13 protein-coding genes are annotated in these 13,377 nt (G+C 34.0%); 8 read left to right on the top strand and 5 right to left on the bottom strand.

The features are described 5' to 3' along the window. Positions 1-7 precede the first annotated feature (7 nt). A complete protein-coding gene (locus IHE43_RS06340) occupies positions 8-1,567 on the bottom strand; it encodes an NAD(P)/FAD-dependent oxidoreductase (RefSeq protein WP_192187167.1) in 1,560 nt (519 codons plus the stop codon). Positions 1,568-1,876: 309 nt separating this feature from the next. On the opposite strand from IHE43_RS06340, the gene IHE43_RS06335 reads away from it, so the two are divergent. Further along, complete coding sequence (locus IHE43_RS06335; RefSeq protein ID WP_192187166.1) at positions 1,877-2,113, top strand: hypothetical protein; 237 nt, start codon at positions 1,877-1,879, stop codon at positions 2,111-2,113. 103 nt (positions 2,114-2,216) lie between these two features. Here the strand turns inward: IHE43_RS06335 and recQ are convergent, their stop codons facing one another. Beyond that, the gene (gene recQ / locus IHE43_RS06330) at positions 2,217-4,412 is read right to left on the bottom strand and encodes a DNA helicase RecQ (RefSeq protein WP_192187165.1); all 2,196 of its coding nucleotides are present in this window, start codon (positions 4,410-4,412) and stop codon (positions 2,217-2,219) included. Between the two features lie 87 nt (positions 4,413-4,499). Between recQ and IHE43_RS06325 the strand changes: the two genes are divergently transcribed. The 5 genes from IHE43_RS06325 (at position 4,500) to IHE43_RS06305 (ending at position 7,860) form a co-directional block, all read left to right on the top strand. After that, the gene (locus tag IHE43_RS06325) at positions 4,500-5,465 is read left to right on the top strand and encodes an SIS domain-containing protein (protein WP_192187164.1); all 966 of its coding nucleotides are present in this window, start codon (positions 4,500-4,502) and stop codon (positions 5,463-5,465) included. Continuing rightward, positions 5,465-6,280 carry a twin-arginine translocase subunit TatC gene (gene tatC, locus IHE43_RS06320; protein WP_192187163.1) on the top strand — a complete coding sequence of 272 codons (816 nt, stop codon included), beginning with the start codon at positions 5,465-5,467 and terminating at the stop codon, positions 6,278-6,280. The genes IHE43_RS06325 and tatC overlap by 1 nt, the downstream gene beginning before the upstream one ends. Continuing rightward, entirely contained in the window at positions 6,273-6,626 is a 354-nt protein-coding gene (locus IHE43_RS06315) for a carboxymuconolactone decarboxylase family protein (protein WP_007803834.1), read from the top strand. Before tatC ends, IHE43_RS06315 begins: the two co-directional genes overlap by 8 nt. 219 nt (positions 6,627-6,845) lie before the next feature. Next, positions 6,846-7,586, top strand: coding sequence for an LPS export ABC transporter ATP-binding protein (lptB, locus tag IHE43_RS06310; protein ID WP_026982881.1), 741 nt, complete (start codon positions 6,846-6,848; stop codon positions 7,584-7,586). A 49-nt stretch (positions 7,587-7,635) separates the two neighbouring features. Further along, a complete protein-coding gene (locus IHE43_RS06305; RefSeq protein WP_225585424.1) occupies positions 7,636-7,860 on the top strand; it encodes a DUF5808 domain-containing protein in 225 nt (74 codons plus the stop codon). A gap of 63 nt (positions 7,861-7,923) precedes the next feature. Here the strand turns inward: IHE43_RS06305 and IHE43_RS06300 are convergent, their stop codons facing one another. Further along, positions 7,924-8,781 (bottom strand): glycoside hydrolase family 25 protein, encoded by an 858-nt coding sequence (locus IHE43_RS06300; protein ID WP_192187162.1) that lies wholly within the window; start codon positions 8,779-8,781, stop codon positions 7,924-7,926. An 11-nt stretch (positions 8,782-8,792) separates the two neighbouring features. Next, complete coding sequence (locus tag IHE43_RS06295; RefSeq protein ID WP_192187161.1) at positions 8,793-9,503, bottom strand: phosphatidylcholine/phosphatidylserine synthase; 711 nt, start codon at positions 9,501-9,503, stop codon at positions 8,793-8,795. A 190-nt stretch (positions 9,504-9,693) separates the two neighbouring features. On the opposite strand from IHE43_RS06295, the gene IHE43_RS06290 reads away from it, so the two are divergent. Then, the gene (locus IHE43_RS06290; protein ID WP_225585422.1) at positions 9,694-10,761 is read left to right on the top strand and encodes a PorV/PorQ family protein; all 1,068 of its coding nucleotides are present in this window, start codon (positions 9,694-9,696) and stop codon (positions 10,759-10,761) included. A gap of 38 nt (positions 10,762-10,799) precedes the next feature. Continuing rightward, positions 10,800-11,936 carry a DUF4105 domain-containing protein gene (locus tag IHE43_RS06285; protein WP_192187160.1) on the top strand — a complete coding sequence of 379 codons (1,137 nt, stop codon included), beginning with the start codon at positions 10,800-10,802 and terminating at the stop codon, positions 11,934-11,936. Between the two features lie 4 nt (positions 11,937-11,940). Here the strand turns inward: IHE43_RS06285 and IHE43_RS06280 are convergent, their stop codons facing one another. Continuing rightward, positions 11,941-13,332, bottom strand: a complete 1,392-nt coding sequence (locus tag IHE43_RS06280; protein WP_192187159.1) for a sugar transferase — start codon at positions 13,330-13,332, stop codon at positions 11,941-11,943. Positions 13,333-13,377 lie beyond the last annotated feature (45 nt).

Here is a 13,377-nt window from a genome sequence, read left to right as displayed (position 1 = left end):
AAAAATATTATTTCAAAGTTTCAGCAATCATTAAAGCACATTTCTCACCATCAATTGCAGCCGATATAATGCCCCCTGCATACCCTGCTCCTTCTCCACACGGATACAATCCTTTTATTTGCAAGTGCTCATAAGTTAAGGGATCTCTCGGAATTCTGACTGGTGATGAAGTTCTGCTTTCCGGTGCGTGTAAAATCGCTTCATTAGTCAAATAACCACGCATTGATTTTCCAAATTCCTTAAAACCTTCTCGTAAAATCTGTGATAAAAATCCAGGAAAAACTTGTCCCATTTCAACTGAAGTCGTTCCCGGAACATATGATGTTTTCGGAATATCCGCAGAAACTTTATTCTGAGTAAAATCGACCATTCTTTGTGCCGGAACTTTTTGAGTTTCGCCCGCCAAATGCCAAGCTTTTTGTTCAATGCTTTTTTGAAATTCCATTCCGGCCAAAGCGCCAAATTTTTCAAAAGGCTTAAAATCTTCCAATTTCAATTCGATCACAATTCCGGAATTTGCCGTTACCTGATCACGTTTTGATGGCGACCAGCCGTTTGTAACCACTTCACCTGGGCTCGTTGCGCAAGGTGCGATTACTCCACCTGGACACATACAAAAAGAATACATACCACGACCATTTACTTGCTTAACGATAGAATACGGTGCCGGTGGTAAATGTTCGCCACGATAATCACAGCTGTATTGAATACTATCAATTAATTGTTGTGAATGTTCTGCACGAACGCCCAAAGCAAAAGGTTTTGCTTCTATAAAAATTTTCTTTTTATCTAACAATTCAAAAATATCCCGCGCCGAATGTCCTGTCGCTAAGATTAATTTATTCGCCAGAATCTTGTCTCCGGTTTGCGTTACGATTCCTTCAACTTCATTATTTTTTACTAAAATATCAGTTACTCGGGTATCAAACAAAACCTGACCACCAAACTCGATAATTTTGTTTCGAATATCTTCAATGATTTTTGGCAATTTATTGGTTCCGATGTGCGGATGCGCTTCAACCAGAATATCTTCAGAAGCTCCAAAAGCAACTAAAAGTTCTAAAATTCTCGTAACATCTCCACGTTTTTTAGAACGCGTATATAATTTTCCGTCAGAATATGTTCCTGCTCCGCCTTCTCCAAAACAATAATTAGAATCTTCGTTTACCAAATGATCTACATTGATTGCTTTTAAGTCACGTCGGCGTCCTCGAACGTCTTTTCCGCGCTCGATTACAATCGGCTTTAAGCCTAATTCAATTAATTGCAATGCCGCAAAAAGCCCAGCCGGACCAGCGCCAACCACAATAACTTCCTGAGCAGCAGAAACGTCTTTATATAGAGGTAATTCAATTTTGGTTTCCTGAAAAGGTTCGCCCTGCAAATAAATAATAACTTTCAAATTGATTTTGATTGCTTTTTGGCGCGCATCAATAGATCGTTTTAAAATAGAAATATGTTGGATTTCCTTAGGAGAAACTTTAATTTGTTTAGACAAATAGTCTTTCAGCAACAATTCGTTTGCAGCTATTTCCGGAGTTACCTGAAGTAAAAGTTCTCTTGGCATTGTATTTTATTTTTCAATTAGCTTTTCTATTTATGAAAAGAACATGCAAAAATAACATTTTGAACTGACTTTATATAATTAACCACAAAGTACGCTAAGATTTTTTAAAGGTTTGGTTTTACAAAAACACAAAGTTCGCAAAGCTAAATCAACACAAAGCTTTGCGCACTTTGACTTTTATATGCGCAAAGTGAAATTAAATCTTTGCGGACTTTGCGGTTAATTATCTAGCAACTTTTCTCTTCTTCGTAAAATAGACTTTGTACCTTTGTACCTTTGTACCTATGAACCTTTGCAACTTAAAGAAGAATGTCTAGAAAAATAAAATTAATTTGGGATTTTCGTGGTCCGGCATCGGCAAAAACAGCTGAGCATCACGAAATTCATTTGAAAGAATATATCGCTATAGAAAAACTTCCGCTAAATATTACAGGTTTTAAAATTGTAAACGATATGCATGCAACTGCTTTTATGGTTGTAACAGAAGAAAATATGATTCCGGTAAGAGATGCTTTGAAACCGCATCGGGGGGAACTCTATGAGTAGTTTTCAGTCACAGTCGCAGTTTGCAGATTTCTTGTCGTGTTTTTAACATATTAATCTCAGTTTACAGTATTCTGAGACTGTAAACTGAGACTGTAAACTTTCTTTAATTAGCTACTTCACTAATAAACTTAATTCTCATCAGCCTTAATTCATCAATATCATAATCGCCGTCAAATTCTTTAAGTGCGTCTTCGATTTTGTCTGATTCTGATTCCATGAAATAATCGTGAATTTCTTCCTGTTGATCATCATCAAGCATATCATCAACCCAGTATTTGATATTCAGTTTTGTACCGGCATAAACGATTTGTTCCATTTCTTTGATCAAAGCGTCCATCGTTAAACCTTTTGCAGAAGCAATATCATTCAATGACAATTTTCGATCTATATTCTGGATGATGTATAATTTATTAGCTGAATTTACTCCTGTTGATTTAACTACTAAATCGTCTGGACGAATAATATCATTATCTTCGACATAACGACTAATTAAGGCTACAAATTCTCCACCGTATTTTTTAGCTTTTCCTTCACCAACTCCATGAATATTATATAATTCAGTTAAAGAAATTGGGTATTTTAAAGCCATGTCTTCTAAAGAAGGATCCTGAAAAACAACAAACGGAGGAACGCCTAATTTTTTGGCTACTTTTTTACGCAGTTCACGCAGCATTCCCATTAAAACCTCATCGGCAGTACCGGATGATTTTGCTGCTGTTACAATTGCTTCATCTTCAGATTCATTGTATTCATGATCTTCAGACATCAGAAAGGATATTGGTTTTTTAATAAAGTTCAAACCTTCTTTAGTGATTTTCACCACACCATAAGTCTCGATATCTTTTGATAAATAACCGGCAACTAATACTTGTCGAAGCAAAGCCATCCAGTATTTTTCATCGTGATCTGAACCTGAACCAAAAAAGGATTGCGTATCTGTTTTGTGTGCTTTAATAACTGCGTTAACGCGACCTATTAAAGTAAAGACAATTTCTTTTGATTTGTAAATATGTTTGGTGTCGCGAACGATTTCCAACAATTTAACAACCTGATCCTGCGCTTCAATTTTATTTTTAGGATTCCGAACATTGTCATCCATATCAGCACCTTCTCCGGTTTCGCTGTCAAATTCTTCACCAAAATAATGCAGTAAGAACTTTCTTCGTGACATTGAGGTTTCGGCATAAGCCACAACTTCCTGTAAAAGAGCAAAACCAATTTCCTGTTCAGCAACTGGTTTTCCAGACATGAATTTCTCCAGCTTTTCTACATCTTTATAAGAGTAGTAAGCCAAACAATGCCCTTCACCTCCATCACGACCAGCACGACCTGTTTCCTGGTAATAACTTTCCAATGATTTTGGAATATCATGGTGAATAACAAAACGAACGTCTGGTTTGTCAATTCCCATTCCGAAGGCGATTGTTGCTACCACCACATCTACGTCTTCCATCAAAAACATGTCCTGATGTTTAGCGCGGGTTTTAGCATCCAGACCTGCATGATAAGGAACAGCACTGATTCCGTTCACTTGTAAAACTTCGGCAATAGATTCCACTTTTTTACGGCTTAAGCAATAAATAATTCCGGATTTACCTTTATGTTGTTTGATAAATCGAATAATATCCGATTCAATATTTTTCGTTTTTGTGCGAACTTCGTAGTACAAGTTCGGTCTGTTGAATGATGCTTTAAAAGTATTTGCATCAGACATATCAAGGTTTTTAAGAATATCTTCCTGAACTTTAGGGGTTGCAGTTGCGGTAAGTCCTATAATAGGAACCTGACCTAATTGTTTTATTATGTTTTTTAGGTTTCGGTATTCCGGCCTAAAATCATGTCCCCATTCTGAAATACAATGCGCTTCATCAATGGCGACAAATGAAATGGGCACACTCTGTAAAAAAGCAACATATTCTTCTTTAGTCAAAGATTCCGGTGCCACATATAAAAGTTTGGTCAAACCAGAAGTAATATCTTTTTTTACCTGAGCAATTTCTGTTTTTGTAAGGGAGGAATTCAGTACATGGGCAATTCCGTTTTCTGAAGAAAGACTTCGAATCGCATCAACCTGATTTTTCATCAAAGCAATTAGAGGAGAAACAACAATGGCTGTTCCGTCCTGAATTAAAGCGGGTAATTGATAACAAAGAGACTTTCCACCGCCTGTAGGCATAATTACGAAAGTATTCGTCTTACCTAAAATACTCGTAATGACTTGCTCCTGCAAGCCCTTAAATTGGCTAAAGCCGAAATACTTCTTTAATTCCTTGTGTATTTCAATTTCGTTTGAATTCATTCTTTATATTAATGGATATTTTGTATAAATTTGCAACACATAAAGATACAACTTTCTTTTATACATACAAATTTTAAATATTCTGTTTTGATTTCAAAAGAAAATATATTGGCGATCGCCAAAAAAACCATACTATCTGAAAGCGAAGCAATTATAAAATTAATTGATTTTCTTGATGAAAATTTCTACGAAACTGTTCAACGCATTTATGAAACCAAAGGCCGACTGATCGTTACCGGAATAGGAAAAAGCGCCATCATCGCTCAAAAAATGGTTGCCACTTTTAACTCAACCGGAACACCTTCTATGTTTCTTCATGCCTCAGAAGCCATTCACGGCGATCTGGGAATGATACAAAAACAAGACATCATTATTTGCATTTCAAAAAGTGGTAACAGCCCTGAAATAAAAATCCTGGTTCCTTTATTAAAACGTTTCGGAAACACTTTAATTGCCATCACAGGAAACGTAACTTCATCTTTAGCTAAAGGTTCTGACTATGTACTGAACACCACAGTTGAGATGGAGGCTTGCCCAATAAACCTTGCTCCAACAAACAGTACTACAGCGCAACTTGTAATGGGTGATGCATTGGCAGTTTGTTTGATGGAAATGCGCGACTTCAAACCAGAAGATTTTGCCGTATATCATCCGGGTGGTGCTTTAGGGAAAAAACTATTGCTTCGCGTAAAAGATATGATTGAACATTCGTTAAAACCAATGGTTTCACCGGACACTTCAATCAAAAAAGCTATTTTTGAAATCTCTGAAAAAAGACTAGGAGTTACTGCCGTAATCGAAAATGACAAAATTATTGGAATTATTACCGATGGAGATATCAGAAGAATGCTGAACGACAGAGATTCTATTGCTGATTTGACTGCAAAAGATATTATGTCGAAAAACCCTAAATTAGTCTCTTCTGAAACCATGGCAGTTGATGCCCTGAACATTTTAGAAGATTTCTCAATAACGCAACTGATTGTTGCTGATAACGGCGAGTACAAAGGAGTATTACATTTACATGACATTTTAAAAGAAGGAATCGTATAATGGCAAAAAAGAACCTTGGCGAGATGTCATTTTTAGACCATCTTGAAGAACTAAGATGGCTATTAGTAAGAAGTACAACTGCAACATTAATAATGGCATTTGTTACTTATTTTATTAGTGATTATTTATTTGACAAAATTATTTTAGGTCCTACCAGACCTACTTTTTTCACTTATAGATGGTTTTGTGATTTATCACATCAACTAGGTTTTGCGGATAGTATCTGTATTACTGAACTGAATTTTATTATTCAGAATACTGAAATGGAAGGTCAGGTAAATATCTTTGTATGGATGTGTATTTTGGCTGGTTTCATTTTAAGTTTCCCTTATATTTTATGGGAAATCTGGAAGTTCATTAGTCCAGCATTATATGTAAAAGAAAGAAAAAATGCTAAAGTATTCATATTCACTTCTTCTTTGCTTTTCTTTTTAGGAGTATTGTTTGGCTATTTTGTTGTCATTCCCATGTCAGTGAATTTCGTTGCCACTTTCTCTGTGAGTGATGTTGTAAAGAATCAATTTACGCTAGACTCTTATATGGGAATGGTAAAAACCAGTATTTTGGGCAGTGCAATATTCTTTGAATTACCGATCGCTATTTATTTCTTAACCAAATTAGGATTAGTAACTCCTGATTTCTTAAGAAAATATTGGAAATATGCTGTAATTATCATTTTGATTATTGCAGCAATCGTAACTCCTCCGGACGTAGTAAGCCAAACTATTGTGGCAATACCAATGTTACTTATTTACGAAGTGAGTATCCTGATTTCAAAGGTTGTTTATAGAAATAAATTGAAAGAAAATGTCTGATATCATACAAGAATTTAACGACTATCGTTCTAAAATGAACGAAAAATTATTAGCTGACAATAACAAAATTGTAAAGCGAATATTTAATCTTGACACCAACGCTTATGCGCCTGGAGCTCTTGATGTAAAAACAAAAGAACTTTTAGGATTAGTAGCTTCTGCAGTCTTACGTTGTGATGACTGTGTAAAATACCATTTAGAAACAAGCCATAAAGAAGGTGTTACCAAAGAAGAAATGATGGAAGCAATGGGAATCGCAACTTTGGTTGGCGGAACAATTGTAATTCCACATTTAAGAAGAGCTTACGAATTTTGGGAAGCTTTGGAAGAAGAAGCTGCTAATTAGAAAATGTGGCAATTTGATAATTAGATAATTTTCTTAAATGCTCTAATTATTTAATTCTGAACACAAATTCTAAATTTTGAAAATGCAATAATTTGTTAATTGATTTATCGGATTGATTATTTTACATTTATTTTGCCTTTCAAATCAAATTATAAAATTGAATTTGAGTTAGTTTTAATTATCTCATTTTCAAATTATCTAATTATCTAATTGAAATAAATGAAGCTAAGAGCCGATAATTTAATCAAAACCTATAAAGGACGTAGTGTTGTAAAAGGGATTTCTGTTGAAGTAAACCAAGGAGAAATCGTGGGACTTTTGGGTCCTAATGGTGCCGGGAAAACAACTTCGTTTTACATGATTGTGGGATTAGTAAAGCCAAACCAGGGAAATATCTATCTTGATGATTTGAACATTACCGATTACCCAATGTACAAACGTGCTCAGCAAGGAATTGGTTATCTGGCACAGGAAGCTTCTGTTTTTAGAAAATTAAGTATTGAAGATAACATACTGAGTGTTTTGCAATTGACTAAACTTTCAAAGGAAGAGCAAATTGCAAAAATGGAAAGTTTAATTGAAGAATTCAGTTTAGAACATATTCGTACCAACCGTGGTGATTTACTTTCAGGGGGAGAACGTCGTCGTACTGAAATTGCACGTGCTTTGGCAACAGATCCAAAATTTATTTTATTGGATGAACCTTTTGCAGGAGTTGACCCGGTTGCGGTTGAAGATATTCAAAGAATTGTCGCACAGTTAAAAAACAAAAACATCGGAATCTTAATTACCGATCACAACGTTCAGGAAACATTGGCAATTACTGACAAAACCTACTTAATGTTTGAAGGAGGAATTTTGAAAGCCGGAATTCCGGAAGAATTAGTTGAAGATGAAATGGTTCGCCGTGTTTATCTTGGACAAAACTTCGAATTGCGTAAAAAGAAACTTGAATTTTAGATAAAGTATTCAGTCACGGTCTCCGTTTTCAGTTTTAAAATAATAATTTATGATGAATTCAGAAAAGCCAACTCAGGAAGATTACGATAATTGGCACAAGGATCCAAATAATTGGTATTTGGGATTTCTTTATTTTAATCCGAAAGACAAAAGATTACTTCCGCCAAAAAGAATAAAATGGACGGGTTGGACCGTTAATTTTGCAAACCCTTACTCTGTTTTAATATTTCTTGCAATTCTTGCATTAATTCCTCTTAGCCTTTTATTAAAATAACTTTTAGTTCAAGCGAAAAAGACTGATCCCGATAAATATCGGAAGAGACTCAAAACTAAAAACCTACTCAACTGTAATAAACTGCAATTGTTCTAAATCTCCATTGTAAATATTGACATCAACTCGATGTTTGATTCCTGGTAAAGATGCTTTTTCTGTAAATTGCCAAAAAAGCCAATCGTCTTCAATTTTTTCTCTGTAGAAATTGTAGTTGGCTATCCAAAACAAATATTCGCTAAACTCTTCTTTTAGGAAATCACTGTAATATCGCTCACCTGTGTAAATGATTGGACGAACCTGATAATGCGCTTCAACTTTAGTCAGCCAACGTTTTAAGCCTTTTTTCAAACTATCCAAAGGTTGATTTTTCGGAAGTCTTTCAATATCTAAAACTGGCGGCAAATCACCTTTTTGCAATTTCACTGTTTTAATAAAAAGATTTGCCTGCTCGATCGAATTTTCATTTGGACGATAATAATGATAGGCTCCACGCATTATTTTATTTTCTTTTGCACCTTCCCAATTCTTCTTAAACTGCCTGTCAACACGATCATTTCCGGCGGTAGCGCGAATAAATACGAATTGAACAGGATATTTTTCTTCTAGAATTTCGATTTCCTCCCAATCTACCGTTCCCTGAAATTCAGACACATCAATACCTATCACCTTTCCTTTGTGATTTTCTAAAACCTTAACATTTCGGACATCAGAAAGATGCTTATCAACTTCATCTTCCTCTAAAACTTTATCCGATTTAAATCCGAGGTAATAAGCTAACCCAGCCCTATAATGGTAAATAGTTCCGAAGAAAAGAACCACTAAAAATGAGAATAGGACAAAGCGTATCACTCTGCTAAAAGCAGAACGAGTTGGTTGCGTTTTTCGGGAATAAGAAGTTCGTCTTGTCGTTTTTCTTGCCATTCGAATAAAAACTACTTTTTCAAAAACATGTTATTCATCACCGACAGCAATACGTAAAAGATGATAATTAAAGGAATTGCGATATAATGCAACAACAACACCATTAGAATAGAAACTATCAAAAACACAATTTGAAGTGCATTTTCTTTAAAACTAAATTTCTTGATTTTTAAAGAAAATAACGGGATTTCGGCATTCAAAATATAGGCACTACATAAAGTAATTGCTAATAAAACCAATTGATTAGTTAAGATTTCCAACATCATTAGAGAATCCGAAAATTTCAAAACTAAAGGCAAACTCAAAATAAACAATGCATTTGCCGGAGTTGGCAAACCAATAAATGAATCCGTTTGACGAGTGTCTATATTAAAATTTGCTAAACGATAACACGAACCCAAAGTCACAATAAATCCTAAAAACGGGATTGCCAGATTTGTTCCCAATTCATGAGCACTGTTTGTAAACAAACTGTACATTACATAACCTGGTGCAACACCACTTGTTACCATATCTGCCAAAGAATCTAGCTGCAATCCAAGCGGGCTTGAAACTTTGAATAATCGGGCAAAAAAACCATCAAAAAAATCAAAAAAGATACCTAAACAAACCATGTAAAAAGCCATTTCGTAATTGGCTTCAGAAATGAAAACTACCGCAATACAACCGCAAAAAAGATTAATTAATGTAATTAGATTAGGAATGTGTTTTTTAATATTCATCTTTATAAAATTTGATAATGGTGAGGAACAAATTTAGTATAATAACTGCATGTACAAGTCGTTTTTATAAGAGTTTTTTATTTGAAATTTTGGTATTCGTAATATTTCTCAAAAGGAATAAATTTGCTGAGTAAAATATTATATTTTTGATAAAAATTAAAACAGACTTCGGTTTGCTAAAAAATATCCGTTGAAGAAACTTTTGGGGCTTTTATTATTTTGGAGTTGCACTACACAATATGCACAAACTGTTCGAAAGTATTCGAATGAGTTTATGAATATAGGTGTCGACGCCGCTGCATTAGGAATGTCGAGTGCTGTTGTTGCTTCTACAAATGATGTCAACGCAGTTTACTGGAATCCAGCTGGTCTGACACATCTTGAAGACCATCAGATTTCATTAATGCATGCCAATTATTTTGCCAATATTGCTCAGTATGATTATATAGGATATGCGAGTCCTATTGATGATAGAAGTGCCTGGGGAATTTCGATGATTCGTTTTGGAGTCGACGATATTATGGACACAACCGAATTAATTGACAGCCAGGGAAATATTGATTATAACCGAATTCGTTTGTTCTCAACAGCAGATTATGGTTTTACCTTCTCGTACGCAAGGAAATTACCTGTAGAAGGATTTCAATATGGTGTTAACGCAAAAGTGATTCGCCGAATTATTGGAGAATTTGCTAATTCCTGGGGTTTTGGTTTTGATGTAGGGCTACAGTTTGAACGCAATGACTGGAAGTTCGGATTGATGCTTCGCGATATTACCACTACTTATAATGTCTGGAATATCGACGAAGAAGAATATGCAAAAATTGCCAATGCTATTCCGGGAGAAAATAATGAATTGCCCGAAAGCACAGAGATTACTTTACCAAAAGCACAATTAGGAGTTTCAAAAACATTTGAGTTTCATAATGATTATAGCCTTTTGGTAGCTACAAATCTGAATATGCGTTTTGAACAAACTAATGATATTATTTCATCAAAAGTTGTAAGTATTGATCCGGCAATTGGTTTTGAATTTGGGTATACCAATTTGGTTTTCTTAAGAGCCGGAGCTGGAAATTTCCAGAATGTTATGCAGTTGGACAATACAGAAAAAATAAATTTTCAACCCAATATTGGATTAGGATTTAAATATAAAGGCATTCAGGTCGATTATGCTCTGACCGATTTAGGAAACCAAAGTACTGCTCTATATTCCAATATTTTTTCTTTAAAAGTAGATTTAGGTATCTTTAGATAATTTTCACAAAACCATTAAACTTCTTAAAATTTTAAATTATGAAAAATGTCATTTTAAAAAAAACACTTTTTAGTTTACTATTCTTACTATGTTTTATTGGTTTCAGCCAAAACTTACCTTTATCAAAAGATTCAAAAATAAGTGTTCTTACTTGTGGATTAGGCAATGAAACTTACTCTTACTTTGGGCATACGGCTATCCGAGTTGCGGATTCTGCAAACAATATTGATCTGGTTTATAATTATGGTGCTTTTGATTTTTCGACACCTAATTTTGTTACCAAATTTGCTAAAGGCGATTTGCAATATTTTGTAGTAGTTCATCCCTTTGCTGATTTTATGAATGAATACAATTATGAGAAACGAAGTGTTTTTGAACAAGAACTTCTTATTCCACAGGAGTCAAAACAAAAGCTATTTGATAACTTAAATACTACTTTACTTTCTGAAGAACGTTATTATACTTATAAATTCATTGATAAAAACTGTACCTCGATGGTTGTTGACATTATCAATAAAACATTGAACGGAAATGTGATAATAAAAAAAGGAGACACTGATATTACTTATCGCTCAATTTTATTCCCTTATTTTGATAGGCATTTTTATGACAAACTAGGAACTAGTATTATTTTCGGAAAGAAAGTAGATCAATTAGGCACCAAAATATTCCTGCCTTTTGAATTGAAAAACAGTTTAGAGAAGACTTCTTTTCAAAATCATCCCTTAGTTAGCAAAACAAGTACATTGATAAGCTTTGAAAAAGAAACCCCAACCTCGTGGTGGAATAATGTTTACACTTATTTATTTTTACTTGCTTTTATAGTTTTGGCACATAATAAAATAGTAGACAAGATCTATCTTTTGATTTTATCTTTAATGGGAATCTTCTTTGTAGTTGTTGGATTTTATTCTTTTCACCAGGAACTGGCGATGAATTATAATATACTTTTATTTAGCCCCCTTTTATTGATTTTGATCCTTTTATCAATTCTTAAAAATAAAGGATGGACGTATCGCTTTGCTGTTTTACATGTATTATTTCTAATCATCTACACTCTATTTATAATTAACAAAGCCCACTTTTTAATTGTTTTACCGATGATTATAACAAGCGGTTTTGTTTTAGTAAGAGTCGCGATCAGAAACAAAAAACGTATTCCGATTATTATCTAAATAACTATTGTCCGCGGTAAAACAAAACCGTAGTAATGGTTTTGAAAGTAATACTCAAATCCAGAAAAACACTTCGATGTTTAATATAATAAAGATCGTATTGTAGTTTTATTAAGCTTTCCTCAATAGATTCTCCATACGAATAATTGACCTGTGCCCAACCTGTAAGTCCGGGTTTAATAACGTGTCTTGTTTCATAAAAAGGCATAACCTTAGCAATTTCGTTCACAAAGTATGGCCGTTCCGGCCTTGGCCCAATGACAGCCATATCACCTTTTAAAACGTTAAAAAACTGAGGCAGCTCATCAATTCTTGATTTACGCATAAATTTACCAAACGGGGTAATTCTTTTATCATTAGAAGAAGCAAAAGGTCCATTTACATCAGAATTCTTTGTCATTGTTCTAAACTTATAAATCTCAAATACAGCTCCGTGCTTCCCTACTCTCTCTTGGGTATAAAACAAGCTTCCTTTATTGGCCAAAAGATTTCCAAGAAAAATTAGAGGGATAAATAAAATACAAATTAGTAACCCCATAAATGAGAGTAAAAACTCAAGAACACGAATCAAAGATAAATACAATTTATTATTGTTACTTCTACTAAAAGGGAAAAACCTGTAAAAATCTTTTGAGATATAATGTACCGGGATTCGTTGTGTTTTACTTTCATACACTTGCGTATACTCTCGTATAATATTTCCAGATTCTAACAAATGAAGCAGTTGTTGGTACAAATCGGCTGTTATACCATCAGTTTTCTGCGATGCAATTACGATTTCAGAAATATTATTTTTAGCAACAAATGATTCTAAATCATTCTTTTTAATTTCTTTCACATAATGAAAATCAGAGTCTTGGTGGGAAACTAAATCAGAACTGACAAACCCCAAAATTTTATAATGCGGATCTACATTTTCAAGTCCTAAAACCAATTCTTCAACCTCATTATGATCACAAATTAAAATTACATTTTGCGAAAACCGATGCGAAGCTAAAAAATATACATAAAAATATCTCCAGGCTAATAATGCTCCAAGAATCGTAAAATAAAAAACCAGAATAACCAAACGTTGTTTTGGAAGTTCTGGCGATAAAATGGGTGTAAATAAATAAACTAAAACAGCCGTTGTAACGGTAAGAATGACACTTCGAAGTATTTGAAACTGATTACTTGCAACCTGAAGATTGTACATTTCGAAAATGGCACCAAAAATAGTCAGGTACACAATTAGCATAATTGGCCTGAAATAATGTCTCGAATCTAAATTGAAATATTGAACATCAAATAAAAAATTCAACAAATACAGAGCTGATAAAACGAAAATAATATCAAAAAGACGGAGTAGTACTTTCCTTTCTGAAATTTCGAAATGCATTTTTCTATTTGAAACCATGGATTCAATTTTTTAATTTGGGGGCAAACAAATGTATTATAAAAA

Origin of the sequence: Flavobacterium sp. MDT1-60, assembly GCF_014844035.1 — a bacterium.
Classification (GTDB): domain Bacteria; phylum Bacteroidota; class Bacteroidia; order Flavobacteriales; family Flavobacteriaceae; genus Flavobacterium.
The sequence above is the reverse complement of the archived record's forward strand: the minus strand, read 5'-3'. Positions and strand labels throughout refer to the sequence as shown.